This window comes from Rothia sp. 32237D007AR (genome assembly GCF_053544675.1).
In genome coordinates, this window is the sequence record NZ_JBPPUO010000004.1 from 1 (window position 1) to 26,226 (window position 26,226).

The 26,226-nt window shown below is 58.3% G+C and carries 22 protein-coding genes and 2 tRNA genes; 8 read left to right on the top strand and 16 right to left on the bottom strand.

The features are described from left to right. Positions 1–254 precede the first annotated feature (254 nt). Positions 255–327: transfer RNA gene (locus tag ACED87_RS03775), tRNA-Lys, on the bottom strand. A 169-nt stretch (positions 328–496) separates the two neighbouring features. Beyond that, positions 497–1,111: a MarR family winged helix-turn-helix transcriptional regulator gene (locus ACED87_RS03780; RefSeq protein WP_449082432.1), complete on the bottom strand. Its 615-nt coding sequence runs from the start codon at positions 1,109–1,111 to the stop codon at positions 497–499. Positions 1,112–1,249: 138 nt separating this feature from the next. Here ACED87_RS03780 and bcp point away from each other — a divergent pair, with 138 nt between their 5' ends. From bcp to ACED87_RS03805, 5 genes are all read left to right on the top strand, one after another. Then, a complete protein-coding gene (gene bcp, locus ACED87_RS03785; protein WP_449082434.1) occupies positions 1,250–1,720 on the top strand; it encodes a thioredoxin-dependent thiol peroxidase in 471 nt (156 codons plus the stop codon). Between the two features lie 73 nt (positions 1,721–1,793). Beyond that, positions 1,794–1,875, top strand: a tRNA-Leu gene (locus ACED87_RS03790). 135 nt (positions 1,876–2,010) lie between these two features. Then, positions 2,011–3,741: an ABC transporter substrate-binding protein gene (locus ACED87_RS03795; protein WP_449089618.1), complete on the top strand. Its 1,731-nt coding sequence runs from the start codon at positions 2,011–2,013 to the stop codon at positions 3,739–3,741. 203 nt (positions 3,742–3,944) lie between these two features. Then, positions 3,945–5,423, top strand: coding sequence for a malate:quinone oxidoreductase (locus ACED87_RS03800; RefSeq protein WP_449082438.1), 1,479 nt, complete (start codon positions 3,945–3,947; stop codon positions 5,421–5,423). A gap of 173 nt (positions 5,424–5,596) precedes the next feature. Continuing rightward, entirely contained in the window at positions 5,597–6,715 is a 1,119-nt protein-coding gene (locus ACED87_RS03805) for a YihY/virulence factor BrkB family protein (protein ID WP_449082440.1), read from the top strand. Between the two features lie 178 nt (positions 6,716–6,893). On the opposite strand, the gene ACED87_RS03810 is transcribed toward ACED87_RS03805, so the two are convergent. From ACED87_RS03810 to ACED87_RS03820, 3 genes are read right to left on the bottom strand one after another with little or no spacing between them, the layout of a single operon-like run. Then, entirely contained in the window at positions 6,894–8,282 is a 1,389-nt protein-coding gene (locus ACED87_RS03810; RefSeq protein WP_449082442.1) for an MFS transporter, read from the bottom strand. Beyond that, the gene (locus ACED87_RS03815; RefSeq protein WP_449082444.1) at positions 8,279–11,443 is read right to left on the bottom strand and encodes an AAA family ATPase; all 3,165 of its coding nucleotides are present in this window, start codon (positions 11,441–11,443) and stop codon (positions 8,279–8,281) included. Before ACED87_RS03815 ends, ACED87_RS03810 begins: the two co-directional genes overlap by 4 nt. Continuing rightward, on the bottom strand, positions 11,444–12,640 hold the full coding sequence (locus tag ACED87_RS03820) for an exonuclease SbcCD subunit D (protein ID WP_449089619.1): 1,197 nt from the start codon (positions 12,638–12,640) through the stop codon (positions 11,444–11,446). Here ACED87_RS03820 and ACED87_RS03825 point away from each other — a divergent pair. After that, positions 12,639–13,790, top strand: a complete 1,152-nt coding sequence (locus tag ACED87_RS03825; protein ID WP_449089620.1) for an ADP-ribosylglycohydrolase family protein — start codon at positions 12,639–12,641, stop codon at positions 13,788–13,790. The genes ACED87_RS03820 and ACED87_RS03825 overlap by 2 nt on opposite strands. 45 nt (positions 13,791–13,835) lie before the next feature. Here ACED87_RS03825 and ACED87_RS03830 read toward each other — a convergent pair whose 3' ends face one another. The 7 genes from ACED87_RS03830 to clpS form a co-directional block, all read right to left on the bottom strand. Beyond that, positions 13,836–14,717: a phosphotransferase gene (locus ACED87_RS03830; protein ID WP_449089621.1), complete on the bottom strand. Its 882-nt coding sequence runs from the start codon at positions 14,715–14,717 to the stop codon at positions 13,836–13,838. A gap of 21 nt (positions 14,718–14,738) precedes the next feature. Then, positions 14,739–15,371, bottom strand: a complete 633-nt coding sequence (gene rdgB / locus ACED87_RS03835; RefSeq protein WP_449082452.1) for an RdgB/HAM1 family non-canonical purine NTP pyrophosphatase — start codon at positions 15,369–15,371, stop codon at positions 14,739–14,741. Next, a complete protein-coding gene (gene rph / locus ACED87_RS03840) occupies positions 15,371–16,120 on the bottom strand; it encodes a ribonuclease PH (protein WP_449082454.1) in 750 nt (249 codons plus the stop codon). The genes rdgB and rph overlap by 1 nt, the downstream gene beginning before the upstream one ends. Positions 16,121–16,270: 150 nt before the next feature. After that, positions 16,271–17,134, bottom strand: coding sequence for an MBL fold metallo-hydrolase (locus ACED87_RS03845; protein ID WP_449082455.1), 864 nt, complete (start codon positions 17,132–17,134; stop codon positions 16,271–16,273). Between the two features lie 32 nt (positions 17,135–17,166). Further along, the gene (gene murI, locus ACED87_RS03850) at positions 17,167–18,120 is read right to left on the bottom strand and encodes a glutamate racemase (protein WP_449082457.1); all 954 of its coding nucleotides are present in this window, start codon (positions 18,118–18,120) and stop codon (positions 17,167–17,169) included. Positions 18,121–18,259: 139 nt separating this feature from the next. Further along, entirely contained in the window at positions 18,260–18,826 is a 567-nt protein-coding gene (locus ACED87_RS03855) for a DUF2017 domain-containing protein (RefSeq protein WP_449082459.1), read from the bottom strand. Positions 18,827–18,831: 5 nt separating this feature from the next. Beyond that, entirely contained in the window at positions 18,832–19,146 is a 315-nt protein-coding gene (gene clpS / locus ACED87_RS03860; protein ID WP_449082461.1) for an ATP-dependent Clp protease adapter ClpS, read from the bottom strand. 122 nt (positions 19,147–19,268) lie between these two features. On the opposite strand from clpS, the gene ACED87_RS03865 reads away from it, so the two are divergent. Together ACED87_RS03865 and ACED87_RS03870 are read left to right on the top strand one after the other, a co-directional pair. Further along, positions 19,269–20,579, top strand: coding sequence for a nicotinate phosphoribosyltransferase (locus ACED87_RS03865; RefSeq protein ID WP_449082462.1), 1,311 nt, complete (start codon positions 19,269–19,271; stop codon positions 20,577–20,579). 11 nt (positions 20,580–20,590) lie between these two features. Then, positions 20,591–21,217: an isochorismatase family protein gene (locus tag ACED87_RS03870; protein ID WP_449082464.1), complete on the top strand. Its 627-nt coding sequence runs from the start codon at positions 20,591–20,593 to the stop codon at positions 21,215–21,217. 136 nt (positions 21,218–21,353) lie between these two features. Here the strand turns inward: ACED87_RS03870 and ACED87_RS03875 are convergent, their stop codons facing one another. From ACED87_RS03875 to ACED87_RS03890, 4 genes are all read right to left on the bottom strand, one after another. Next, complete coding sequence (locus tag ACED87_RS03875; RefSeq protein ID WP_449082466.1) at positions 21,354–23,141, bottom strand: DEAD/DEAH box helicase; 1,788 nt, start codon at positions 23,139–23,141, stop codon at positions 21,354–21,356. Positions 23,142–23,237: 96 nt separating this feature from the next. Continuing rightward, positions 23,238–23,525: a DUF3039 domain-containing protein gene (locus ACED87_RS03880; RefSeq protein WP_185174469.1), complete on the bottom strand. Its 288-nt coding sequence runs from the start codon at positions 23,523–23,525 to the stop codon at positions 23,238–23,240. Positions 23,526–23,665: 140 nt separating this feature from the next. Further along, positions 23,666–25,285: a hypothetical protein gene (locus tag ACED87_RS03885; protein ID WP_449089623.1), complete on the bottom strand. Its 1,620-nt coding sequence runs from the start codon at positions 25,283–25,285 to the stop codon at positions 23,666–23,668. After that, positions 25,267–26,178, bottom strand: a complete 912-nt coding sequence (locus tag ACED87_RS03890) for an ABC transporter ATP-binding protein (RefSeq protein WP_449089624.1) — start codon at positions 26,176–26,178, stop codon at positions 25,267–25,269. Before ACED87_RS03890 ends, ACED87_RS03885 begins: the two co-directional genes overlap by 19 nt. Positions 26,179–26,226 lie beyond the last annotated feature (48 nt).

Sequence of the window (26,226 nt, forward strand, 5' to 3'; positions counted from 1 at the left end):
AGAACCCATTGATTAAGAGTCAATTGCTCTGCCAATTGAGCTAGAGGCGCATATTTACTTGTCAGACTGAGAACCTGCCTCAGCAACGGGTTCTACTATACGCACCTTTTGCGGCTCACGCAAACCAAAACAGCCTTTTGTAAGCACCTTCACACAAGGAGAGATATTTAGATACCTTGACCGCTCCAGCAGGCCTAAAAAGTCTCAGTACACAAAAATGCCCGACCGGCTAACCGGTCGGGCATCTTATATTGTGCGCCCCCTGGGACTTGAACCCAGAACCCATTGATTAAGAGTCAATTGCTCTGCCAATTGAGCTAGAGGCGCATATTTACTTGTCAGACTGAGAACCTGTCTCAGCAACGGGTTCTACTATACGCACCTTTTGCGGCTCACGCAAACCAAAACAGCCTTTTGTAAGCACCTTCACACAAGGGCCTTGTTAGTCTGCCAATACAGACCCCATCTACCCCACAAGCAGATAAGAGCCCAGGCACTACTTGCGGTATTCGGCAATCATTTCGGGGGTAATGACGTCCATAACAGCAGTGTTAACACGCTCACTAGCAGGTGTAGCGACATTAGCTTCAGAAACTTCAGCCTCACCAGCAGGAGGTTCTGCTAGCGACTGAGAGATAACACCAATCTGGGCGGCCTGTTCGTCCGTAACATCATCTAGCACTTTACTGCCTGCGTGGTTCTCATTCAGGCTTTCAATGATGTTGATAAGGGCTTCGCGGAATTCAGGGTTAGAGAGTTCACCGGCAGACCCAAGTTTGCGGTCAATATTCTCCGCCTCAGCAAGGACTCGCCTACCCTCTTCAGTAATACCCAGAAGGTAGCTACGGCGATCAATGGTGTTTCGGGTACGGAAAACATACCCATAGGACTCCAGGCGAGCAAGAGTTTTACCCATGGTCTGAGCCTGCACGCCCACCAGGGAAGCGACCTTAACCTGAGAAATCATTCCTTCACGGGCAATGATACCCAGCGCCGTCACACCAGCATGAGTAAGCCCAAGTGACTTGAGCTGGTCATTCCAGCTGTATTCCAGCATGCGTGCTGCAGTTGAGAGGAGTCGATTAATCGACCAATTACGAATTTGTGGCATGGCAACATTATAAGCATACTCACCACTTATCTGCCTAGACATGACAGGTAGATGACATTACCAGCCCTGATAAGCTGACAAGAAGCACACACCCCAGTCGGCCACACCCTCTTATCGACCCCCCATGAAAGGACGCCCGTGGAAGGCCTTACACCCGGAACCCCTGCCCCCGAATTCACCCTGCCCGCCGCAGGTGGAGACACCATCTCTTTAGCTGACTACGCAGGGCAAAAAGTCATCGTCTACTTCTACCCCAAGGCTTCTACCCCCGGCTGCACCACCCAAGCCTGTGACTTTAGAGACAACCTAACCTCACTCACCTCACAGGGGTATGCCGTCCTAGGTATCTCACCCGATAGCGTCAAGGCTCTCAATACCTTCACCCAAAACCAGCAGCTCACCTTCCCCCTACTCTCTGACCAAGACCACGCAGTCGCAGAGGCCTACGGGGCCTGGGGCGAAAAGAAAAACTACGGCAAAACCTATGTGGGGCTAATTCGTTCAACCTTTGTCATCAATGAAAAAGGCATGATTGAGATAGCCCAGTACAACGTCCGCGCCAAGGGACATGTGGCCAAACTCCGCCGAGATTTAGGCATTGATTCCTAAAAAGAAACCCTCATTTAGCAAAACCGCCCAAGGTGTTGTACTATAGACACTGTTGTGCTGACAGCACCGCAATGCGCGAGTGGTGAAATTGGCAGACACGCAGGATTTAGGTTCCTGTGCCTTACGGCGTGAGGGTTCAAGTCCCTCCTCGCGCACACTGACGAAAGACCCGTTCAGCCCTGTTATCCCACGGCTGGACGGGTTTTTTGATAGCCAGATTCTAGCCCTTATACGCCTTGACCACTTCACCACAATGGTCAATGAGCCTTTAGAAGGAAGGGGATTCTCTCATGGCAACACCAGCCCTTACCCGCCGCGCCCTGCTTCACTACGGTTCCCTGCTCACCGCAGGCTTAGCCCTCACCGCCTGTAGCTCCTCCACCGAGACTGAACCAGCAGCGTCCGCCTCCCCCACCGAAGAGGCAGGCCCTACCTTCCGCTTTGCCCAAGGCGCCCAGGTGCTCACCCTCGACCCGGCAGCCACCTACCGCCTCGAAAGCCACCGCATCAGCGCACAAATACTAGAGCCCCTGGTACGAGCTGACATCAACACCGGCCAACCAGCCCCCTGCCTAGCCACAAGCTGGCACAGCAGTGAAGACGGCCTCACCTACACCTTTCACCTCGCTGAAAACACCACCTTCAGCGACGGCCTCAAACTAACAGCACAGGCCGTAAAAGCCAACATCGAGCGCTGGTCCCGCCTGGGCAAAGCCCCCCTCACCCGCATCACCCAGCCCTTCCACCAACTCTTTGGCAGCATCACCACAGCAAACGGAAGCCCCGAAGAGCCCCTCGTTACTAGTTGGACAGAAACCAGTGAAACCAGCCTCACCCTCACACTCAGCCGCCCCTCCCACAGCTTTCTCAAAGCCCTCACCCAACCAGCCTACGGTCTAGTCATCCCCAGCAGCATCGGGCCAGACGGCTACCTCACCAGCCAGCCTGTAGGCACCGGAGCCTTCACCCTCACCTCCTGGGACGGCACCACAGCCACACTGACCCGCAACAGCTCCTACCGCGGCGCACCCCCTAGCCTGGGCAGTATCGAATTCACCACCATCCCCGATGCCGAAAAACGCTACTACCATCTACTTGAAGGCACCATAGATGCCTACGACCAGGTAGCCCTCAAAGACTACGTACCCCTAGCCCTTGAAGGTTACCCAGTTCAATCACGAGACCCCTACGCCATCACTTACATCGGCATCAACCTCTCACACCCTGCCTTCACCGACATCGCAACCCGCCAGGCCCTGGCCCACGCCATCGACCGCGACGCCCTCATCGAGGCCTATTACCCCCAAGGCACCCACACCGCACCAGACTTTATTCCAGCCCTCTTCCAAATAAAAAAAGACGACACAGGGCAGGCCTACACCTACAACCCCACCCTGGCCAAAGAACTCCTCAAAGCCAGCACCTACACCAACCAGGCCATTGACTTCTACTACCCCATCAACCTCTCCCTGCCCTCTCTGCCCTCCCCAGAAGGCATCTACTCCCTCATCTCAGCCAACCTCATAGAAGCTGGCTTCAACATCGTGCCCAAACCCTACCGCTGGTCAGAACCCGGCAGTGAAGATGTGCCCACCATCCACCCCAACTACGGCCTTGAACTCACCGGTTATATCGGAGCCTTCCGCGACCCCACAGCATTCTTAGGGCACGTGCTGACCCCAGCAGCGTCCGCACCAGCACCCCAGAGCACCCCCAGCCCAAGCACTAGCCCTAGCGCCACTACTACTTCACCTACCCCCTCAGCGGTGGTACCAGAACCCACCACAGTTACCGCCACCTACACCACCATCCACCAAGCAATCAACCAAGCCGATACTCACACCGACATCGACCAGTGGCGCGAGGCCTACCAGAACATCAACCAACAGATAGCTAACCTGCTCTCTGCCCTTCCGCTGGCCTACCCGGTCTCCGGCCTTACCCAAGGGCAGCGGGTAGATAGCTATACGGTCAGCGCCACCTGCATCGACGATTTCTCCACCATCCGCATCGACAGCTAGCTCTCTCCCACGCACATGCACATGCACATGCACATGCACATGCACACAGCTCACTGCAAAAGTAGGTCAAAGAGCTGCACATGTTAGGTAGGTCGCTCTATCTGTACTACTCTAAAGAAAAGAAAAAGGGGGCCAAGCTGCCCCCACCCAGCTGGTGCCCGCTATCGGGCACCGCAGCCTTAGAGTGAGGGAGCGTCAAGCACATGGCACAGGAAGTCAAGACCGATGTCGTCCTAGTGGGCGGCGGTATCATGAGCGCAACCCTGGGCGTACTACTCAAAGAAGTAGAGCCCACCTGGAACATCACCCTGCTAGAGCGTCTAGGCCAGGTAGGCCAAGAAGCCTCCAACCCCTGGAACAATGCAGGCACCGGCCACTCAGCACTCTGCGAACTCAACTATGCACCGGCTGGCCCCGACGGCAACGTAGACCCCACAAAAGCCCTGAGCATCAACGAACAATTCCAAATCTCCCGTCAGCTCTGGGCCTCCCTCCTTGAAGAAGGCAAAATCAAGGACGCCAACTTCATCAACCCCGTCCCCCACATGTCCCTGGTCTTCGGTGAAGACCACGTCAACTACCTGGGCAAACGCTTCGAAGCGCTTGAAAGCCACAAGCTCTTTGAACGCATGAAATTCTCTACCGACCTTGACCAGATTCGCCAATGGGCGCCACTAGCTGTTGAAGGTCGTGACCCCGCTCAGAAGATTGCCGCCACCTGGTCACCCGAAGGAACTGACGTAGACTTCGGCAACCTCACCGAACAGATGGTCAACTACCTGGCAGAACAGGGCGTAACAGTCCAGTACGGCCAGCAAGTCACCAACCTCAAGCAGCAAAGTGACGGAAGCTGGCTCATTGATGTGACAGACCGCCTTGCCTCCAAACAAGGCCAGAAGATTCGCGCCAAGTTCGTCTTCCTAGGTGCCGGCGGTGGTGCCCTGCCCCTCCTTCAAAAGTCAGGTATCAAAGAAGGTAAAGGCTTCGGTGGCTTCCCCGTCTCAGGCCTTTTCTTCCGCAACACCAACGAAGAAACCGCGCTCAAACACAATGCCAAAGTCTACGGCCAAGCCTCCGTCGGTGCCCCACCCATGTCTGTGCCCCACCTCGACACCCGCTACGTCAACGGGCAACGCTCCTTACTCTTTGGCCCCTACGCCGGGTTTAGAACCAACTTCCTCAAGAATGGTTCCCTCCTTGATCTGCCGCTCTCACTGCGCCCAGATAACCTCATCCCCATGGTCCGGGCCGGCCTCGATAACCTTGACCTGACCAAGTACCTGGTCGGTGAGGTAGTACAGAAAATCGATAAGCGCGTAGATGCCCTCCGCCAGTACTACCCCACCGCAGTAGCAGATGAATGGGAGCTCATCACCGCCGGGCAGCGCGTACAGGTTATTAAAAAGGACGCCAAGAAAGGCGGCGTGCTCCAATTCGGCACCGAACTCATCGCCTCAGGTGACGGCTCCATTGCGGCCCTCTTAGGTGCCTCCCCCGGTGCATCAACTGCCGCCCCCATTATGCTCACCCTCCTGGCCCGCTGCTTCCCCTCCAAGATGAATCAGTGGGAGACCCGCATCAAGGAGCTCGTGCCCGGCTACGGCGTCAAACTCAATGACAACCACCAGCTAGCCGACGAACTCTTTGCCCACACCGCCCAGGTGCTAGGCCTGAACAACTAGCCCACCGGCGTCCGCCTGCTCAGCAGGCAATCATCTTCCACGTTGCCCTGGCACCTTGGTGTTGGGGCAGCTTCTTTTCACATCAAAGACAGCGCCTAGCCAGCTCAAAAATCTCATCATGCTACTGATAAGATGTTTACTGATTAATCACCGCATGCCCAAAGGACGACCCCATGGCTCTCGAAGAACAAACTATCAGCCGGTCCGCTACAGAGGACGCACACGAGAAAGCACCTAAGCCAGGCAAGCTCTCAGATATGCGCGGCTCCAACTGGAAGTACATTTTCAAACGCGCCCTGAGCGAATTCACCAATGACGGTTGCATCGACCTGGCAGCATCCCTCACCTACTTCACGGTGCTCTCCATCTTCCCCGGCCTACTAGCAGTGGTGTCACTACTAGGTGTCTTTGGGCAGGGCCAACAGACCACCAACGCGATACTGAACTTCTTACAGGACTACGCGCCGGCTGAGATGCTCTCTCTGCTCGAAGACCCCATCACCCAGCTCACCAGCTCAAATACTGCAGGGCTGGCCCTGGTAACCGGTGTGGTCGGTGCCCTGTGGACTGCCTCCGGCTACGTCGGTGCCTTTGGCCGCTCCATGAACAAGATTTACGGTGTAGTAGAAGGGCGCCCCATCTGGAAGCTACGCCCCTTCAACATGTTGGTCACCGCAACAATGGTGCTGATTGTCGTCTCCATGATGCTGGTTCTGCTCTCCTCAGAGGACGTACTGACCACCGTCCAAGATGCAATCCCCGGCGTGGAGCTAGGTAGCTTCATCACTATCTGGATGTGGCTGCGCTACCCCATCATGGTAATTCTGGCTGTTATTCTCATCAGCTTGCTCTATTACGCAACACCCAACATCAAGCAGCCTAAGTTCCGTTTCCTCACCCCCGGCGCCGCTATCGCCCTGGTAGTTATGGCTATTTCGGCTCTAGGTTTCAGCTTCTACGTATCAAACTTTGGCTCCTACAACGCTACCTATGGCCTAATCGGTGGTGTTATCGTGATGCTGCTCTTCATCTGGATTATGAACAACGTACTGCTGCTCGGCGCCCAGATCGACGCTGAAATCCAGCGTGGGCGCGAGCTACAGGCCGGTATCAAAGCTGAAGAGGAACTACAGCTACCCCCTCGCGATGACACCATGGCTATCAAACAGCAGGAGAAGAAAGAAAACCTGATTGAAGAGGGCCGCAAGATTCGCCTGTCCCACAGTGGGGTTGATTTTAAGCAGATAGCTAAAGATCAGGAAAAGGACTCCAACTCATCTAAGAGCCTGTAAGCCTCTCAGACATTTACGCCCCGGCCCCTCCACTGTGAGGGGCCGGGGTCTTATGCATAGAGGTATGAGCAAGCCCTACCTTTCAATCGAGACTTATGATGCCCCGCCTGCCAATCCACACGCCTCACCCCGGCTCCTTGAAAACCAGCAGGTAGTGGCGGTGCAAGCCTCATAAGGGTTAGGGCAAGAGCGCCAGACGCTCTTCGTAGGTGCGACGCCATAAGAAACCGTAGAGGTGACCTAAACAGAAATAAACCGCAGCAGCCACCAAAGGAATAATCAGAGCAGCCTGGTAACTATAGGAACCACTCACATCACCTGCCCAGACGAAACCCACCGCAACTCCGCCCAAGAAACAAGCCTGCAAAGTAGAAAGCGCAAGATCTAGGTTCTTCCGCACCGACAGGCTGGTAGCCACCGAGTCCATCGTCACCAAACAAATACCATAGGCAAGGCCCACCCCCACCAGAGGCAAGATCATACCCAGAGCCGACGTCGGCAAAGACAGGGTCATAGCAGTCAAGGTCAGCCCAGACCCACTCACCAACCAAGCCCCCCACCTAAACATGGGCAGACGCTCAAAGAGCACAAACAAAGCAGAAATGACCGCACACAGACCTAAGAGAGCAATCAAAAAACCAGTCAAACCAACCTGATCAGTTGAAATAGCGTAGGCCACAATAGCGGCCTGGGTCGAGCCCAAAGACAGGCCTAAACAAATAGTGCCCAACTGCGGTATCCACAGCAAGGAGCGGCTCACCCCCCGCAAGGGCTTACGCCGGTTCCCCTCACTCACGTCTCGAGTCTCTACCGGCAGGTTCTCAGGCCGCCACAAAAGCATGATCAGGCCCAACATATCAAGCACCATCACAGCAAAGAGGGCCGACTGGGCGGTTAAGAAGACCGTAGTCATACCCGCAATAACCGCCCCCGCAGGAAGAGCAATCACATCAAACATGGTTTCTAGCGAAATAGAGGCATTAAGCTGACGGCGGTCTTGCGTAGTAAGGTACCGGGCGCTCCAGTAGCTTCGCATCATGGCCCCCAGCGGCACGGTCGTCACCCCCGTAACTGCACAGGCTGTAAGAAACCTACTGATAGAGCCACTACTAGTTTCAGCAAACCGCAAAGACTCAATCATCAGCCAAATCAAAGCCAAAATGTTGAGTACCGTCAGAGCAAAAAAGATTCTCCGCTGCCCTAAACGCTCAGAAATTGACCGGTAGATCGGCACCATCAGGGCTGCGCTTAACCCCACTGTACCGGCAGCATACCCCCCAAGGGTGGCCTCATTATTCTGGACGGCCAGCATCATCATCACAGCTAGCATGACCATGGCAGCAGGCAGACGCATCAGCAGCGAGAAGAAAAGAAACCGCCACCCGTGCGCCAACAACAAATCGCTGATACGGGTACGAGCATACTGGGCAGATACCCCCAGCCGTTCAACGCTCTGGCGTAGGTTACTGCCCAGCTGAGGGCTAGTGGTCAGCTGGTGGTCACGCTGGTAGCCCAGACCTGTTCGAGGCGATGAGCTACGTTTCTTGGGGTTACGGTGAGGGCTCACGCTACTCCTGCCTCTGTGACCAGGGAAGAACCCTGGGGCGAGCTTGTAAGGACGATGTGCTTGCTAATACGGTTCTTCATCTCAGCCACATGAGAGATCAGGCCGATGACGCGCCCACGCTCACGCAGGGAGTCGATGGTGGTCATCACCTCTTCTAGGGCCTGGTCATCAAGGGAACCGAACCCCTCGTCCACGAAAAGGGTATCGATGTCGATGCCACCATTAGCCTGTTGCACTACATCAGCTAAGCCCAGGGCCAGGGCCAGGGAAGCCATGAACGTTTCACCGCCTGAAAGAGTTTCAGGGGATCGGCGGGCGTTGTGCCAGGCATCAAAAATATCTAGAGCCAGGCCTGATTTCTTACCCCGCCCCTCGGCCCGGTCGGTGTGTTCGAGGCGGTAACGGCCGTGGGTCATTTTTTCTAGGTGCTCGCTGGCGGCGTCCGCTACCTCGGTGAGCTGGTAGGCCAGCACATAGGTGGTTAGGGTCATGCGTAGGCGGTTGTCGCTGCCGGGCGCTGCTGTTGCTGTGGCCGCAAGTTCGCCTTTGAGATGGGCATCTTCTAGCAGTAGGCGGCTCTGAGCAAGGGCAGCTTCAAGCAGGTTCAGCACCTCCCCCAGCTCGGTGCTAGCACCGGTTAGGCGGGTGGTGTGGCGTATGAGCTCTTCGTTGTGGGCGCGAAGCTGGGTGATGTGCGCTTTAAGCTGGGCTACTTCTTCAGGAGCTGGTGGCTGCTTACCGGCTGCTTGCAGCTGGGCGATATGAGCTAAGGTGGGGCTCTCTAACTGGGCTGTGACTGCCAGGGTGCGGTCGCGGTGGGCGGTAACCTGCTCTTCTAGCTGGCTGACCTGAGCCTTAGATAGGAGCTGTGCTTTAACCTGCTGGGCATCTGTCAGCTGGGCTTCTTCCAGGGCACGGTCCAGCTCTTCTTGGGCCTGTACCTGGGCCTGCCGGTGACGTTCCTGCTCAGCTTGGGCGGCACCGAGGGCGGGAATCTGCCGGGCTAGTTGATTGAGGGTGGCAATACGGTCAGCCAGGCTAGGGCCTTGCTGGTGGGGTTCTAACTCAGCTTTCAGGTTCTCTCGTTGGCTGCTGAGCTGCTGTATTTTAGCTTCTTCGCTGGTGTGTTGGCGTTCAGCCTCAGCCAGTTCGTTACGGCTAGCGTCGAGGGCTTGCTCGGCTGTGGTGATGCGCCGGGCCAGGGCCTTGCGGTGGGCTACCTGCGCCTGAGCTTGGCTAAGGCTTTCTTGGGCAGCGGCAAGAGCGGTGTGGGCTTCCTCTGGTTCGGGGGTGCCCTGTTTTACTAGCTGGTCCAGGGTGCTCTGGGCTGCGCTGAGAGCTGCAAGAGCCTCTTGGGCTGCGGCTTCTGCCTGGTCGCGTTGGTCTTTGGCCTGGGCGAGGGCTTCTTGGGTGACAGGTGGGGTGTTCTGGTCATAGCTGGCGGGGGCAGGGTGTGTGGTGGAACCACAGACGCTACAGGGCTGACCGTCAGTGAGATTTTCGGCCAGAATCTGGGCAGCCGCATCAAAGCGTTGGCGCTGAAGATTTTCAGCCTGGGCGGACGCTGCCCGCCGGTTTTCTTCGGCTGCCTGGGATTTCTGGCGGGCGGTGGCCAGGCTGGCGCGGGCGGTAATGAGCTGTTGGGCTGAGGTCACCTTGTCGCGGGCCTGGGTGAGGCGGGTGCGGGCTGCTTCTTCCTGAGCTGGGGCTTCTTCGGTCTGGGCGTAGTCTTTGCGTAGCTGGGTGAGGTTCTTCTGGGCTGTCTCCAGGTCTTGGGTGAGGTGGGTACGGCGGTCGGTGAGGTTGGCTAAGACGGTGGCGCTGGCTTGTTCTTGGCGGGCTAGGGCAGCCATGTCTTTTTCTACCTGCTGGTAGCGGGTCAGGCCTTCGATGTGGGCGCTCATCTCTTCACCCAGCTGTTGGCTGTCAGTCTCCTTCAGGGCCTGCTTGAGCAGGCTGTGGGCGCGGGTGAGAAGGCTATGTTCGAGGGCGGTTTCGGTCAGCTTTTCTTGGGCGGAAATAAGCAGTACCTGGGTGCTGTTGAGCTGGGTTTCTGCCCGGCCTTGGGCCTGGTGATAGGCGGTGCTAGCCTGTTCGGCTGCTTGTACTCGGGGCAGAATATCGGCAGCTACGCGATGCTCTTGCAGGCGGGTACGGCTAGCAGCGATCTGGGGTTCTTTGTGGGCAAGGTTTTCTTGTTCCTTGGTGAGGTTGAGGTAGGTGGCCCAGTCTTTGTGGAGCTGGGTAGCGGCGCGGTGTTCAGTTGCGAGCGCTTCAAGGTTTTGGGCGCTTTTTTCTCGTTCTTCTTCTAGGTTTTCGGTGAGGGTGTGCAGTTCGCGAAGAAGGTGCTCTAGGTGGTGGGGGAGGTCGGTGAGGTCTCTGGTGTTTTCGGGGGTGCCCTTGTCGGTAGTGTCTTGGGGGGTGGGGGTGTTGGGGGTTTCTTCTGTGGGCGCTTGGCCTAGGGCTTGGCGGGCCTGGTCTATGCAGGCGGCGTGTTCGGCTCGTTCTGCGCGTTGCTGGAGCACCTGTAGTTCTTGTTGGGCGGCGTCGGCTGCGGCGGTGGCGTCCTTGGCTTTCTCGTGGAGTAGGGCTTGGACTTTTTCGAACTCTTCGGTGCCAAAGAGCTGTTTGAGGAGTTGTTCTCGTTCCCCTGAGCTGGCGGTGAGGAATCGCTGGAACTTTCCTTGCGGGAGCAGCATGACCTGGTTGAATTGTTGGGCGTTCAGGCCCAGTACCGAGAGCATGAAGTCCCCGGCGTCTTTGTGGCGGGTGATGGCTGGGTCTGGTTCCCAGGTGCCGGTGGCGGTGTCAAACTTCTCAATCAGGGTTTTAGCCGGTTCGGTTAGGGTGCCGTGGCCGCGTTTTTTGGGGCGGTCGTAGGCTGGGCTGCGGTCGATGCGGTAGCGGTTGGTGCCGATGGTGCAGTCTAGGACGACTCTGGGCTGGGTCTGTGGCTGAGCGAACCGGGATTTGAGGTCGGTGCGCCCTGATGAGGTGGTGCCGTAGAGGGCGTAGCAGATGGCGTCGAGGATGGTGGATTTGCCGGAGCCGGTGGGGCCGTTGAGCAAGAAGATGCCTTCGCGGTTTAGGTCATCAAAGTTCAGGGTGATGGTGCCGGGGAAGGGGCCGTAGGCGGTGAGTTCTAGTCGGTGGATTCGCATTTATTCGCTTGCTCCCCTGGTGCGGGCTTGGTCTAGGACGCTGGTGAGATAGGTGGTTTCGGTTTCGGTTAGGGCTCGGTTGCGCACGTGTTCGTAGAAGGAGGTGCAGATAGCTTGGGTGCTGTGGCTTTGGCGGGTGCGTCGGTAGCTGTGTTCCTGGCGGTTCTGGGCACCGTCGGGGGTGAAGAAGAGTTCTTGCACGTGCTCGTAGTGGGCTTTGAGGCGGTCCAGGGCTGAGGCGGGTCGTTCGGGGTCGGTGAGGGTGATGCTGACGAAGGCCTGGCTGTAGGCTGCGATGGTTTCTGGTGCGAGGATTTCTTCTAGTCTGCCTTTGAGGATTTTGAGGGTGAGGTGGATAGCCCAGGTGTGTTCGCTCACTTCGAGGGCACCGTCGGGGGCTATATCAAGGATCCAGGCGCCCTTGCGGTGGTTTTGCTCGCTGAAGGAGTAGGCCAGCAGGGAACCGGAGTAGCGGACGGTTTCGGTTACTTTTTGCCGCCCGTGCAGGTGCCCTAGGGCTGTGTAGTGTGCGGCGCTAAAGACGCTGGCCGGTACCTGTTGCACCCCGCCAACTGAGATGTCACGTTCTGATTCTGAGGGTTCTGAGCCGGTGGCAAAGCAGTGGGCTAGCACTATTTTTGCGCTCACCTGGCGGGTGGCGGCGTCCTCTTGGATGCGGCGCATGGCCTCAGTGAGCACGGCGGTGTGGCTGGCTTCGGTGCCCCAGCGGGCGGCGATGGGGCGCGGTTCTAAATAGGGTATGCCGTAAAAAGCTACCTCTGCACCTCCAGCAGAGAGGAGGACGGGCTGCCCCACCTGGGTCTGTGAGGTGATTAGGTGTACGCCGGCGGCGCTGAGCAGAGATGAGCCGAACCCTAGGCGAATGGCGGAGTCGTGGTTGCCGCTGGTTACTATGACGTGTGCCCCGGCCTGCACTAGGCGGGTGAGGGTGCGGTCAAAGAGTTGCACGGTCTCGGTGCGGGGCTGAGCCTGGTCGTAGACGTCGCCGCTGATGAGTACTACATCGATGTTTTTTTCTGTGACCAGAGCAAGCATTTCATCGAGAAGTTGCTCAGCATAGGAGTGGAGGGAGGTTCCGTGGAAGGTACGGCCCAGGTGCCAGTCTGAGGTGTGCAAGATACGCATATCCACCAGTTTAGTAGCCGCGCTGATGCCCCGCTTTAGAATAGGGAACATGATTTCTGTTTTTCCTGCCCCTGATGCTCTCTCCCCCGCCTACCGGTTAGGTGTGCGCGGTTCCTTGCTCGGCACTGCGCTGGGGGATGCCCTGGGGTTCCCCCTTGAGCTGAGCACGGTAGAAGAGATCACGGAGCGTTGGGGGCAGCTAGGTGGAGCTGACCTAGTGGCTGCTATCGCACAGGGCCCTCTCTTGGTGTCAGATGATACTCAGCTGACCTTGGCAACTCTTGATGGCCTGATAGAGGTGCTGGAGTGGAATAATGAGGGGCAGGCAGCCGATGAGCTGGCCTGTATCTGGCTAGCTTATCTTCGCTGGTACACCGGCACAGGTCACCCAGTACCCGAGAATGCCCCCTACTCCCTTGCCCGTCCGCTCGATAGTCTAGACGTGATGCGCCAGCAGCGGGGCCCGGGCAAGGCTACCTTAGCTGCCCTGGCGGAGGGGCAGATGCAGTTTATCTCAAAGAATGTTAACCCCCAGGCATTGGGTACCGGGGCGCTCATGCGCTCTGCCCCTTTCGGTTACCTGCCGGTAACTGATGATGCCACCGTTATCAAGCTCTCAGCCCATGCGGCAGCGCTGACTCATGGGCACCCTGAGGCGGTTATCTCAGCTAGTGCCTATGCTCTGCTGATTCGCTACCTCTTGGGGAGTCAGAGCGCACCAGGTGGGCAGGGTTCACGCTCCGGTATTCTTTTGGCCTGCACCCAGCAGGTGCTGGCCTGGCTAGATACAGTCCCCCAAAGCCAGGTTCTTCCCGGTGATGCTGCCCTTACCGGCGCGGCTGTGAGCACCGCTGTTCGCTTGGCCCAGCAGGCGGCAGGGGGTGAGGACGCCCGCCCCCACTTTGGCACCTTGCTCTTAGCTCCCGATGTGCTCGGCTATGCTCTCTTCTTAGCCCTGCGGGCAGAGGCAGATATGGCAGCAGGGGCACTTAGCCAACACCAGGCAGTGAAAGAAGCTCTAGGGGCCGCGATAGCTGTTACCGGCGACTCAGATTCCTTGGGGGCCTTGGTTGGCTCCCTGCTGGGGGCACTCTGGGGTGAGAAGGCTTTCCCGGCAGAGTTAGCCAGGGCAAGCGATGCTACAGAAGCACTTGAGCTCGTAGAGGCAGCCTGGTTTAAGCAGCTTGGTGCCGCTAGCTAAAGCACTCGTAGCTGTGACGCTCCGCTGAGCACCAGCCTGCCCCCCCTATGCTGCTAGCACCTCGGCGCGGTGATCAAGGTACCACTCATCGGCCCGCTCTACCGCTAAGCGTTGGATAGCCCCGCCCATGCCGTTATGCATAATATAGGCCAGTGATTGGAGAGGTAGCAGGCGGGCTACTATTCTGGCCCGTTCTAGCTGGGCATCGTTGAGGACTTTAGCCAGAGAATCCCAGCCGTAGAAGTTACCTAAGGCCGCATGGTCGATAGCGGCATCACCCACTGAGGCATGGTCCCAGTCGATAACGCCCACCAGTTTATCGCCCTTCCACAGAATGTTATGCCCTGCAAGATCGCCGTGCACCAGCACCGGCGGGGCAGGTTCAAGGGCCAGAACCCGGTCGATAGCCGCATGGGCAATCTTCTGGGCGCCACTGAGCAACTGGGGGACGACCTGCTCCCGTAACAGGACCTCCCAGTTATCTCGCCCACCCCAGTGCTCATGGACCATATCCATATAGGGCCCATAGCCCCTGAAATCTACCGAATGAATCGCCTTAATGAGGGTAGCAAGCTGCTTGGGCGGGGCTGATCCCTGCAAACGAGGCTCACCCTTAATCCAGGTCAGCCCCACAGCTGTAAAGCCGTTGCGGGTAATCACTCGGGTAATGGGCCGGGGCACAGCAAAAGGGAGGTCCTGCGGTAGCCGCCGCAAAATCTCCGTACGCCGGGCCACCTGGTGACCGGTCTTTGGAGTTTTAGCGATACGCACACTCAACTCTGCCCCCATGTTAACAATGACGTGGGCAGAGCCGGTCGTCCGCACATCCCAGCGGTCGCGGGGAATATTCACACCAGCCTGGTCCATCACCGCTGTGACCACAGGCAGAGCATTCATCTGTTCGATGACGGTAAGGTACGCCACCATAAGGTACCTCGTCCCGGGTTATTACTGAGCCAGAGCAGCCTGCAGGTGGGGAAGAAGCCGGGCGAGGGCCTGGCTGCGGTGGCTAATAGCGTTCTTGACCTCTGCTGGCACCTGGGCGCAGGAAAGACCCGCGTACTGGCCGGTAAAACCGTCAGCTACCAGAATCGGGTCATAGCCAAAGCCACCCTCCCCACGGGGCTCCCGCAAGAGAGTTCCAGCCAGCTCCCCCTCTTCAACAACCTCTAGCCCCTCAGGGGTCACCATCGAAGCGGCGCAGACAAAGCGGGCACCACGGTGCTCATCAGCAATATCTGCCAGCTGAGCCAAGAGCAGGTTAAGGTTCGCTTCATCATCCCCATGCTGGCCAGCCCAGCGAGCACTAAAAATACCCGGAGCCCCACCGAGCACATCCACAGACAGCCCCGAATCATCGGCAATAGCAATGAGACCGGTAGCCTGGGCAACCGCGCGGGCCTTAATCAGAGAATTCTGGGCAAACGTGACTCCATCTTCAAGAACATCAGGGGCACCAGCGGCACCTGCGTCGATGACCTCAGTATCAACGTCCAAACCCTCAATAGCGCCGCGAAGCATCTCACGGAACTCGCGCAGTTTACCCTGGTTGTGGGTAGCAAGAACAATCTTTGCAGGCATTAGTCCTCCAGGGCCTCACGCTGAATCTGGGCCAGCTGCGCGGTACCGTGCAGGGCCAAATCGAGCAGGCAGTTGAGCTCATCGCGGTCAAAGGGTGCACCCTCAGCGGTGCCCTGAACCTCAACGAAGGCCCCCTCACCGGTGACTACCACATTCATGTCGGTCTCGGCGCGAACGTCCTCTTCATAAGGCAAATCCAGCATGGGCACACCATCAATAATACCGACAGAAATTGCGGCAACAGAACCAGTCAGGGGCTTAGCTTTAGCCGGGATAATCCCCTGGGCCTGGGCCCAGCCAATAGCATCAGCAAGAGCAATGTAAGCACCAGTGATAGCGGCGGTGCGGGTGCCGCCGTCCGCCTGTAAAACGTCGCAGTCAAGCACAATGGTGTTCTCCCCCAGCTCAGCGGTATCAATGACCGCGCGCAGGGAGCGGCCAATCAGCCGGGAAATCTCGTGGGTACGACCACCAATCTTACCCTTGACTGATTCACGGGAGTTACGAGTGTTGGTGGCACGCGGTAGCATGGCGTATTCTGCGGTGACCCAGCCGGTGCCCTGGCCCTTGAGCCAGCGGGGCACCCCCTCAGTCAGGGAGGCGGTGCAGAGCACCCGTGTGTTACCGAATTCAATCAGGGCTGAACCTTCAGCGTTCTTTGACCAGCCGCGGGTGACGGTGATGGGGCGGAGTTGATCGGGGGTGCGGCCATCGCCGCGTACAGTGGGTGCTGCCATGTTTTCTGTCATGCTTTCAGCCTATCGCCTGTAGCCCAGGGCGCACAAAACCGGCACCTTTTTCTGCACCCGTGTTGTGTGTGCTCTTAAAAGATAAGGGGGTGTTCGTTCTGGGGCTCTATGTGTACTGAGCCCTATACTCTGCCCCAGATTGTACTCCTGTTAGCCTTGCTGGCGGCTAATAACCTTCAAGGTAGTAGTCTGCGGGTTACTCTCATACTCTTGAGAGCTACGACGGGGGTTAACCCGGTAGGTTGCAGAAGCCTCAGCAACTGAAATCGGCCCATCAAAGGCCGTTTGGGCCTCAGCCAAGGCAATAGCGGGGTCATTCCAGATAGGCAGATGAGTCAGTAGCAGGTTGCGGACGCCAGCCTCAGCAGCCGCTTCACCGGCACGTTTACCGGTCAGATGGATACCGCGCAGGGCATCATCGCGCCCTTCCTGGTAGGCAGCCTCGCAGAGGAACAAATCAGCCTGATGGGCTGCTTCAACCAGACCCGGGCAAGAATCAGTATCCCCTGAATAGGTCAGCACCGTCTTACCCTCACTGGTCTGGCACTCAATCCGCAGGGCATAAGGTTCTTTGGTGGGGTGAACCACCGTGTGGGGGGTGACAGTAAAGGGGCCGATGGTGACCGGGGCGTGATTGCTCCAGACATTGAACTGAAACTCAGTGTGCATACCGGGCTCAATAGGCAGACCCTGAGTATTGACCAAATACTGGTGAGTATCGCTAGGCCCGTAAAGAGGGATAGGCCCCTTAGACCAGCCGTTAGGGTCCCACTTAACCGCCACGTGCAGGCCCGAAAGGTCGATACAGTGATCAGGGTGCAGGTGAGAGATAAGAATAGCGTCAATATCTTCAAGGTTGATATGGGTCTGTAAGGTACCTAGCGCACCATTACCCATATCAAGGATTATGCGCCAGGTCTTGCCCAGGTCATCAATGGCCGAGACCATGTAGCAGCTGGCCGCCGCGTTAGGCCCGGGGAAGGAGCCGGTGCAGCCTATGACGGTCAATCGCATAAAGGGGGTCTACCTCCTTCTATAAATCTGTATTAGGGGGTGGGGGTGGTGACGGTAATGCGCGGGGCAACCAGCTCAGGGGGAACAATGGCTAAGGAACCGGTGGGGAATCGCTCTGCAACAGAGTTGGTGTGCCGTACCTGGGCCACCTCCGGGCCTAGAAAACGCCGGGCCAGGTGCTCAAAGGTTTCCGTTTCACCCGTTGCCAGGAACTCATGGGAGGGAGCTAGCAGGGCTGGGCGTTCTAGCCCGCCCCTCAGCAGGGCCTTGTAGACGTCCTTAGCTGATTCCTCAGAGGAAGATACTAAGGTGACGTTATCGCCCATAATGTAGGAGATGACGCCGGTGAGCAGGGGGTAGTGGGTGCAGCCCAGCACCAGGGTATCGACCCCGGCCTTTTTGAGAGGGGCCAGGTATTCTTCGGCGGTTTCTAGCAGTTCGGGGCCACTGGTAATACCCTTTTCCACGAATTCTACGAACCGGGGGCAGGGCACCGAGTAAATCTCAAGATCACTCATGACCGAGAAGGTATCTTCATAGGCCCGGGAGGTCACGGTGGCCTCAGTGGCTATCACACCAATTTTGCGGTTGCGGGTTGCTGCCACCGCCCTGCGGGCAGCGGGCTGAATAACCTCTACTACCTGGATGCCGTACTTGCGGGTGTAGCGTTCGCGGGCGTCCCGAAGAACCGCAGCCGAGGCAGTATTGCAGGCAATGACCAACAGTTTCACCCCAGAATCCACCAGCTCATCCATAATGTGTAGGGCGTGAGCCCGCACCTGGGCAATGGTCAAGGGGCCGTAAGGGCCGTGGGCGGTATCACCCACATAGATCACTGACTCGTGCGGTAGCTGATCCATGATGGCGCGGGCAACGGTGAGGCCGCCCACCCCCGAATCGAAGACACCGATGGGGGCGCTTGCGGTAGGTTCGGCAAGCACCTGACTGCCCCAAGGGGTGACGAGTTTCGGGTTGATTTCGCTCATTACAGACTGACCCTATCTAAAGGTTGTAGAAAACTATAGGATGGCCGTCGCACCAACCGGCTTTTGAGTGGACTATCACGCCGCCGCTGCCGCCCCGGGCGTCATAATCAGTCACGAAAGAAAGGTGCAGGGCCAGGGCTCACGCCCCAGAATCCTCCAACCCTAAGATGAGGCTCTCCATGAGGCTTTCTTGCAACCAGGTCACAAAGTTATAGAGCAAGGCCATATAGTCCTCAGTGCTCTCAACACTACCCCAGTCAGTGTGCTGACCAATACGCTCAGCATCTTCTGCGCTGGTAATACCCAAACGGGTACTCAAGGTCAGGCGCACATCGTTAAGGGCAGCAGCCCAACTATTGGCCCTTTCAGTATCTAAGCGCACCACCCCAGCCTGTAGATCCATAGAGGCCTGGGTCAGGTGCTCAATCTTGGCTCGGCGCAAGGAGAGGTCGGTGAAGCGGCGGTATTCATCGGCAACTTCAGGGTCATCGCTAGCTACCGGCAGCATACGGGCCACCGCCGGGTCACTCGGCACCTGTGCCGTCGGTGCAATACCCACCAGGGCCGCCAGAGGGTCAGAGTTAGGGTCTTCTTCTGGCTCTAAGGCAAGGGCGACGTCCTCAAAGAGGCGGGTCAGTACCTGCACTTCTTCAGGGGTAAAGCGGGCGGTAATTCCCCGGGAGGTAGGGGTAAAGGGTTCTGCCATAGGATTTATGCACCTGCCTGCTCGATAGTTGCCCACAAGCCCCAGGTGTGCAGGGCAGTGGTGTGCCGTTCGGCCTCTTCTTTGGAGCCGCTAAAGACGGTGGCTTTACCTTCAGTGTGAACCTGCATCATCAGCTGGTGGGCCTTTTCGGTGCTGTAACCAAACTGGGTGCGCAGCACATAGGTCACAAAGCTCATCAGGTTAACGGGGTCATCCCAGACGATGACGACCCAGGGCAGATTGGGCTGAATCTGGTCGCTAAAAGCTATATCAAGCTCAGCGTCCATCAGCGTGTTGGTGGATAAGGTAGCCGAAGGCATCGGGCGCACTCCTTAGGTCAGCTGTACCTTATCTATCATAGGACTCTTCGTGACTTTGCGCTCTAACCCCTTCACTGCCAGGGGCTAGGCTTAGGTGCAGTCAAAAGGCTAAAGTTATACCCGTGACTCAAAATACTTCCCTCCTCACCGACCACTATGAGCTAACCATGGTGCAAGCTGCCCTCGCATCAGGAGCAGCCCACCGCCGCACCGTCTTCGAAGTCTTCACCCGCAGACTTTCAGGCGGACGCCGCTACGGGGTATTAGCTGGCACCGGCAGGTTACTTGAGGGGCTAGAAAACTTCCGTTTCGACGCTGAAGAACTAGAGTTTTTAGCCTCCCGCCAGGTGGTCAACCAAGAAACCCTGGACTACCTGGCCAACTTCCGTTTTTCGGGCTCTATCCGCGGCTACGCTGAGGGCGAGATTTTCTTCCCCCACTCCCCCGTCCTACAGGTTGAAGCCACTTTCGCAGAAGCATGCCTCTTAGAAACCTTCATTCTTTCCATCCTCAATTTTGATTCTGCCGTTGCCACCGCAGCCTCCCGCATGACGGTTGCCGCCGGTAAACGTCCTTGCCTAGAAATGGGCTCTCGCCGGGCCCACGAACAGGCAGCCGTCTCAGCGGCCCGCGCTGCGGTCATTGCCGGTTTCACCGCCACCTCTAACCTTGAAGCTGGCCGCCGCTACGGCCTGCACACCCTAGGCACCAGCGCCCACGCCTTCACCTTACTCCATGATTCAGAGCGCCAAGCCTTCCAAGCCCAACTGGCCTCCCTAGGCCTAGACACCACCTTGCTGGTCGATACCTACGATGTGGAACAAGCCGTGAACCTGGCAGTTGAGCTAGCAGGAAAAGATCTGGGAGCCGTCCGCCTAGATTCTGGCGACCTGGTAGCCCAAGCCCAAAAGGTGCGCGAACAGCTCGATGCCTTGGGCAATACCGCCACTAAAATAACCGTCACCAGTGACCTAGATGAATACGCCATTGCTTCTTTGGCAGCCGCGCCTGTCAACGCCTACGGTGTAGGTACCAAGCTGGTTACCGGTTCCGGGGTACCCACCTCTTCTATGGTCTATAAGGTGGTCTTGCGAGAAAACTCGCAGGGCGTCATGGAACCTGTTGCTAAGGCCTCCTCCGGCAAGGCATCAGTAGGCGGTAAGAAAACTGCGGTGCGCCGTCTCAATGCTTCCGGTATTGCAACAGCCGAAGTGGTAGGGCTCGATATTGAAGCACCTGCCGACTCTAATGACCGGCCCCTCATGATTGATTTAGTGGTAGACGGGCAGGCCCAGCCCGGCTTGACCGGGGCGCAGGGCGTACACCGCGCCACTGAACGTCATGCCCTCTCCCTCGCCGAGCTACCGGCGTCAGCGGCCCGTCTCTCCCCTGGCGACCCGGTCATCCCCACAGAATTTGTCTCCTCACAGTAAAGGACACCCCTATGTCAAAAGCACTCATTATTGTTGATGTTCAGAACGATTTTTGCGACGGCGGCTCACTAGCTACCGAGCAAGGTGCAGAGGTTGCCGCGCTCATTAGCGAATATGTAGAGAACCACCACGGTGACTACGAGGCCATCGTTGCCACCCAAGACTGGCATGTTGACCCCGGCACACATTTCTCTGAGAATCCCGACTTTAAAGACTCCTGGCCTGTGCACTGTAAGGCTGAAAGCCGGGGCGCTGACCTACACGAAAACCTTGATACCGACTACATCGAGGCCTATTTCCGCAAGGGCGAGTTTGAGGCTGCTTACTCCGGGTTCGAGGGGCTACTAGCGCCTGAAGATTCAGTCATGACCGGCGAGCGCGAGGCCGGGGCCCCGGTGCAGCCTGATACCCCTAAGGTTTCTCTGGATGATTGGCTTGCTGAGCGTGGAATCAGCGATGTTGATGTGGTGGGTATTGCTACCGACTACTGCGTGAAAGCTACTGCCCTAGACGCGGTGGATGCTGGCTATGAGACTCGTGTGCTGCTTGATTTGACGGCCCCGGTTGATGGGGGTTCCCTTGATGATGTGCGCGGTGAACTGGAGGACGCTGGGGTGGAGGTCACCGAGGTGCTGTAGCCCAGGGAATGTGATGTTCTAGTGGCTGGTGGTTGTGGTGCCAGCAAGCTGACTCGGGGCTGGCGTTTACGGGTGCCTGCTGGCGTTTACGGGTGCCTGCTGGCACCACAACCGCAAGGGGGTAGGCAAAGAGTTCCTACTTGCGGCCTACGAACCAGTCTTGGAGCTTATCGAGGCGGGCTTGGAGCTGGTCGGCTGAGGCTTGGGCAACAGCGGGCCCACCGCAGATACGGCGTAGCTCATTGTGAATGGAGCCGTGGGGTTTGCCGGTGCGGGCAGCCCAGGCCGCCACATTCTTGGCGAGTTTGTTGCGTAGGTCTTTGAGTTGACGGTGGTCTACAACCTGTGCGGTGGCGGACGCGGGCCGGCGGGAGGCGTGGTCTTTTTGGCGGGCCCGCAGTAGGGTGCCTACCTGGTCAGCGTCTAGTAGGCCGGGGATACCTAGGAAGTCTTGTTCTTCTTCGGAGCCGACTTCCAGGCCGCCGGTGGAGAATTCGGCCCCGTCAAAGAGGACGCCGTGGAAGGAGGCTTGGGAACCGATGGCTTCAAATTTGCCGCGGGTGAGCTGGTCACTGGCGACTTCTTCTTTGTTGGCTTCTTCGATGAGGTGATCGTCCAACCCCTCCTTGAGGGGGTCGATATTTTCTTCGCTGGTTCCTTTGCGGTCGAGGGCGTGGTCGCGTTCAGCTTCCATTTCGTTAGCTAGTAGCATGAGCTGGGGTACGGAGGGGAGGAAGACGGAGGCGGTTTCTCCGCGTTTGCGTGAGCGCACGAAACGGCCGATGGCTTGGGCGAAGAAGAGGGGGGTTGAGGTTGAGGTGGCGTAGACGCCCACTGCTAGGCGGGGCACGTCCACCCCTTCAGAGACCATGCGTACTGCTACCATCCAGCGAGCAAGGCCTGCGGAGAATTCTTCGATGTTGTTGGAGGCTTCTTTGTCGTCAGAGAGAATGAGGGCCGGTTTTTCGCCGGTGATTTTTTGTAGCTGGTTGGCGTAGGCGCGGGCGTCGGCGTGGTCGGTGGCGATGACTAGCCCACCGGCGTCGGGGACGGTGCGGCGTACTTCGGTCAGGCGTTTGTCGGCTGCTGCGAGTACGGTGGGGATCCATTCGCCGTCGGGGTTGAGGGCGGTGCGCCAGGCTTGGGCGGTGACGTCTTTGGTGAAGCCTTCCCCTAGGTTGGCGGCCATTTCTTCGCCGGCGGAGGTGCGCCAGCGCATTTGCCCGGAGTAGGCCATGAAGATGACTGGGCGCACGACGTGGTCTTTGAGGGCGGGCCCGTAGCCGTAGGAGTAGTCAGATTGGGAGCGGCGGATTCCGTCGGCGTCCTCTTCGTAGTGGACGAAGGGGATGGCTGCGGTGTCGGAGCGGAAGGGGGTGCCGGTGAGGGCGAGGCGGCGGGTGGCTGGTTCGAAGGCTTCGCGTAGGCCATCGCCCCAGGAGAGGGCGTCACCGGCGTGGTGGATTTCGTCCATGATGACCAGGGTGCGGCCGTTTTCGGTGCGGGCTCGGTGCAGCATGGGTTTGTTGGCGACCTGGGCGTAGGTGAGGGCAACGCCTTGGTAGCCGCGCCCTGTGGTGCCGTCTGAGTTTTTGAAGTTGGGGTCGATGGAGATGCCGACGCGGGCGGCGGCATCGGCCCACTGCCGTTTGAGGTGGTCTGTGGGAGCTACGACGGTCATACGGTTGATGGTGCCGCGGTTGAAGAGTTCTTTGGCGACGGTGAGGGCGAAGGTGGTTTTACCTGCGCCGGGGGTTGCCACGGCCATGAAGTCGCGGGGGTTTTCGGTAAAGTATTTTGTCATGGCTTCGGCCTGCCAGGCGCGGAGTTTGGGGGCGGTTCCCCAGGCTGCTCTATCGGGGTAGGCTGGGGGCAGGGGCGGGTTGGATCCTTCGCCGAAGAGTGGTAGTTGGCTGTCGTTCATGGTGTGTTTTCCCTTCCCGCTGGCGTGCCCTTGCTGCTTTGTGGGCACCACAAAAGTTTAGCCCCATTCCTTGGGGAATGGGGCTATGAGCTAGCTCTAGTTCTCATCGTTGCCGGGGGCTAGGCCTTCGTAGATTTCCTTGCATTCGGGGCAGACGGGGAATTTTTCGGGGTCGCGGCCGGGGGTCCATTTTTTGCCGCAGAGGGCGCGCACGGGCTTGCCGGTGAGGGCTGACTCCATGATTTTTTCTTTGCGCACGTAGTGGGCGAAGCGTTCGTGGTCGCCGGGTTCGACGTTCTGTACTTCTTCGCGTTCTAGTAGGGCGGTGCCACCGGAGTGGGCGGTTTCGGGGAAGGGGTCTTCAATGCCGGGAATCGATGACATACCGTTTTCTCCTTATCTCAAGGCATGTGGTCTTGACTACCAGTGTAGTGCCCCCGTCAAGACGGCGCCCACCCCTTGCTATGAGGCAGGGGGTGGACGCCGGTGGGGGCTTGCCTGCTTCTAGCAGGCCGAGAGATGGCTTAGCTGTAGCGGGCTACGCGCTGGTAGATATCTGCTACGTGCCGTTCGTAGTTTTTTGCCCCGGCACGGACGCCGAGATAGAAGGCCAGCGCCCCGATGAGGGCGGTGACGATAGCCCCCAGCCAGAACCAGATCATACCGCCGACAAGGGAGGTGGCAGCCATACCAATCAGGGCCGGTAGTGAGAGAGCCATGGGGATCAAGAGCAGGAAGCCACGTGCCATGGTCTTGGCCATACCATCGGGTTGTTCCGGGGTCTTCCAGGGGCTGGTTCCCGGTGGTACTACCGGTGCATTGAAGGTGGTGTCCAGGTAGTTGGCCATGCCGTTGGCGATGAAGTAGGTTCCCAGAGCGCTTACCAGCAGGGGCAGGGCCCAGGTGGTGTGGCCGGTCAGGAAGGCGAAGGCCAGGGTTCCTAGTACAATCTGGGGCAGGTAGATCAGCATCATGCCGTAGGCCCGCCCCAGCCTGTCATCTATGCCGCGCAGGGGTGCCGTAGCGTGCAGGGAGAAGGCAGAGCCTTCCAATGAGGCCAGATTGGTCTGGGAGCAGCCTGCCATAGCCGGTATGAAGGCGACCACCGCGATCAGCGGCATAGGGTTGGCCACCGTCTCTGCCTCCCCGTTGAGGGCGAAAGCGAATGAACCTGAAAGTATGATCATCAAGATATACATGAGCGGCACCATGAGCACGTTGAGGTTGGCCCGGGAGTCCTTGAACATCATGGCGAGGGTGCGGGCAGCGATAGCCCCGCGCACGGTGGCAGGGAACCGCCCTAGTAGCCCCAGCTCACCTTGGGCCACGGTTTTACCTTCATCATGTACCCCGGTGGAATCTCCCACACTGGCCATGGTTTTAGCGGCAAAGAACTGCCAGATAAGCCAGGTCAGGGCACAGTAGGCCAGGGTGAGCACTGTCAGGGTGGCGGCAAGCCCGTAGTTCCCTGCCCCTACCTGTGGGGCAATAGCCCAGGCTGAGGCTAAGGGGGTCCATTGCAGGTAGGTGAGAACCTGATGAAGCTGGTCCAGGTTACGGGCAAGGGCGGTAGTAGCTGCCATGATCAGTGGCCCGGTAAAAACTAGGGCTATGAAGGCAAGAATAGTCAGTGTGTTGCTCACAGCCCGCCGGGATCGGAGGGGAATAGAGGCTACTGCCATCAGGCGTCCGCCCAGAATAGCAAGGGCTACTCCCAGCGCAGAAGCGGGGATAAAGGCCAGGGTAGCCGGTAGAGAATAGAAGTTTGAGGTTATCAGGGCAAGAGATGACAGGAGGGTCAAGATGCCCGGTAGGCCAATGAAAGCGCCCAGGGCTTGGCCGCCCATGAGCTGGCGGACGGTAATGGGGTAGGGTGCCAGGCGCTCCGGGTCAAGGGTGGGGTCAGCTCCTGCCGCGACCAGGGGAATGAGCCACCAGGCCAGGGTCAGCAGGGCACCGCCCACCCCCAGAATCAGCAGGGAGTCTGCCGGGTTCTGCACAGCGAAACCAAAAGCAAAAAGCCCCACAACCAGGCCCAGCCCGTAGAGCAGACCAAAGACCAGGCCCACAATGGACCAGGCGTTGCCCTTACGGAAAATCGCCAAGAAATGGTCAAGCTTGAGTTTTAGGAGGACTGCAACCATGAGATTCCCTCCGATACGACGCGTCCGCCCACCAGCTCAACAAACCGCTCTTCTAGGGTTACGCCGCCGCGCACCTGTTCTACGGTGCCAGAGGCCAGAAGACGGCCAGCGTTCATAATGGCAACGTGGTCGCACAAACGCTGCACTAGGTCCATCACGTGAGATGAGATGATGACGGTTCCCCCGCCTGCCACATAGGCCTTGAGAATATCCTGAATGTTGGAGGCAGAGACCGGGTCCACCGCCTCAAAGGGCTCATCGAGCACCAGCAGGGAGGGGGCATGAATCATGGCGCAGGCTAGGGCAATTTTCTTGGTCATACCGGCTGAATAGTCGGCAACCTGGCGCCCAGCTGCCCCGGTCAGATCCATAGCAATCAGTAGGTCGCGGGTTCGCTCAGCCACCGTTGCCTTATCAAGCCCGTGCAGGCGTCCGGCGTAGGTCAGGAGCTGCTCACCAGTGAGCTTATCAAAAAGGCGGACGCCATCAGGCAGCACACCCACCCGGCGTTTAGCCTCCAGGGGGTTAGCCCAGATATCTACCCCACCTACTAGCACCTGCCCGGCGGTGGGCTTAAGCAGGCCGGTTGCCATGGAGAGAGTAGTGGTCTTACCTGCACCGTTGCGCCCCACCAGCCCGTAGAAGGAGCCGCGGGGAACAGTCAAGTTAACCCCATCGACTGCAGCCTGCTGGCCAAAGACTTTTACCAGGTTGGTGATTTCTAGGGCGGCGCTTGCTCGGCTGGTTTCAGCCACCTCAGCCTCCACTGGGGCCGAAAGAGGCTCAGAAGAGGTGCTAGTGGGGGCTGGGTCAGGCTGGTGCGGGGCGTGGTCAGGCCGCTGCGGGGTCTGGCCGTAACTATCGTTCTGCGGGGGAAGGTTTTCATGTGCCATACTTCCACTGTAACCAGTTATGGGCATTTTCCCTCCCCCACTGGGATG

What these genes read in the sequence shown, in the direction of transcription:
- ACED87_RS03800 (WP_449082438.1), top strand. Translation starts at nt 3,945, where the DNA reads ATGGCACAGGAAGTCAAGACCGATGTCGTCCTAGTGGGCGGCGGTATC.
- ACED87_RS03870 (WP_449082464.1), top strand. Translation starts at nt 20,591, where the DNA reads ATGTCAAAAGCACTCATTATTGTTGATGTTCAGAACGATTTTTGCGAC.
- ACED87_RS03820 (WP_449089619.1), bottom strand. Translation starts at nt 12,640, where the DNA reads ATGTTCCCTATTCTAAAGCGGGGCATCAGCGCGGCTACTAAACTGGTG.
- ACED87_RS03815 (WP_449082444.1), bottom strand. Translation starts at nt 11,443, where the DNA reads ATGCGAATCCACCGACTAGAACTCACCGCCTACGGCCCCTTCCCCGGC.
- ACED87_RS03880 (WP_185174469.1), bottom strand. Translation starts at nt 23,525, where the DNA reads ATGTCATCGATTCCCGGCATTGAAGACCCCTTCCCCGAAACCGCCCAC.
- ACED87_RS03875 (WP_449082466.1), bottom strand. Translation starts at nt 23,141, where the DNA reads ATGAACGACAGCCAACTACCACTCTTCGGCGAAGGATCCAACCCGCCC.
- ACED87_RS03780 (WP_449082432.1), bottom strand. Translation starts at nt 1,111, where the DNA reads ATGCCACAAATTCGTAATTGGTCGATTAATCGACTCCTCTCAACTGCA.
- clpS (WP_449082461.1), bottom strand. Translation starts at nt 19,146, where the DNA reads ATGCCTTCGGCTACCTTATCCACCAACACGCTGATGGACGCTGAGCTT.
- ACED87_RS03805 (WP_449082440.1), top strand. Translation starts at nt 5,597, where the DNA reads ATGGCTCTCGAAGAACAAACTATCAGCCGGTCCGCTACAGAGGACGCA.
- ACED87_RS03885 (WP_449089623.1), bottom strand. Translation starts at nt 25,285, where the DNA reads ATGGTTGCAGTCCTCCTAAAACTCAAGCTTGACCATTTCTTGGCGATT.
- ACED87_RS03845 (WP_449082455.1), bottom strand. Translation starts at nt 17,134, where the DNA reads ATGCGATTGACCGTCATAGGCTGCACCGGCTCCTTCCCCGGGCCTAAC.
- ACED87_RS03795 (WP_449089618.1), top strand. Translation starts at nt 2,011, where the DNA reads ATGGCAACACCAGCCCTTACCCGCCGCGCCCTGCTTCACTACGGTTCC.
- ACED87_RS03855 (WP_449082459.1), bottom strand. Translation starts at nt 18,826, where the DNA reads ATGGCAGAACCCTTTACCCCTACCTCCCGGGGAATTACCGCCCGCTTT.
- murI (WP_449082457.1), bottom strand. Translation starts at nt 18,120, where the DNA reads ATGAGCGAAATCAACCCGAAACTCGTCACCCCTTGGGGCAGTCAGGTG.
- ACED87_RS03830 (WP_449089621.1), bottom strand. Translation starts at nt 14,717, where the DNA reads ATGGTGGCGTACCTTACCGTCATCGAACAGATGAATGCTCTGCCTGTG.
- ACED87_RS03890 (WP_449089624.1), bottom strand. Translation starts at nt 26,178, where the DNA reads ATGGCACATGAAAACCTTCCCCCGCAGAACGATAGTTACGGCCAGACC.
- rph (WP_449082454.1), bottom strand. Translation starts at nt 16,120, where the DNA reads ATGACAGAAAACATGGCAGCACCCACTGTACGCGGCGATGGCCGCACC.
- ACED87_RS03825 (WP_449089620.1), top strand. Translation starts at nt 12,639, where the DNA reads ATGATTTCTGTTTTTCCTGCCCCTGATGCTCTCTCCCCCGCCTACCGG.
- rdgB (WP_449082452.1), bottom strand. Translation starts at nt 15,371, where the DNA reads ATGCCTGCAAAGATTGTTCTTGCTACCCACAACCAGGGTAAACTGCGC.